We start from the raw sequence: 310 nt of genomic DNA on the forward strand, positions 1-310 counted from the left end.
ATCCTCACCGGCTCGCCCATATCCAGGATAAAGATCTCCCCGCCCCGCCCCATGCTCGAGGCCTGCAACACCAGTTGCGCCGCCTCCGGAATCGTCATGAAGAAGCGCGTGATCTCCGGATGCGTCACCGTCACCGGTCCGCCCTTCGCAATCTGCTGCTGGAACTTCGGGATCACGCTGCCCGCGCTGCCCAGCACGTTGCCAAATCGCACCGTCTCGAACTGCGTACGCGGTGCGGTCTGCTGCAATGCCTGGCACGCCATCTCGGCCAGGCGCTTGCTTGCGCCCATCACGTTGGTCGGGTTGACGG

Annotated in this window: 1 protein-coding gene; it reads right to left on the minus strand. The window is 64.5% G+C overall.

Going from position 1 to position 310, the window contains the following annotated elements; genetic code table 11:
• The coding region (locus tag EOS_RS43070; RefSeq protein WP_152693281.1) for a polysaccharide biosynthesis protein at positions 1-310 on the minus strand (310 nt) is incomplete at both ends.

This window comes from Caballeronia mineralivorans PML1(12) (assembly GCF_001028175.1).
Classification (GTDB): Bacteria; Pseudomonadota; Gammaproteobacteria; order Burkholderiales; family Burkholderiaceae; genus Caballeronia; species Caballeronia mineralivorans.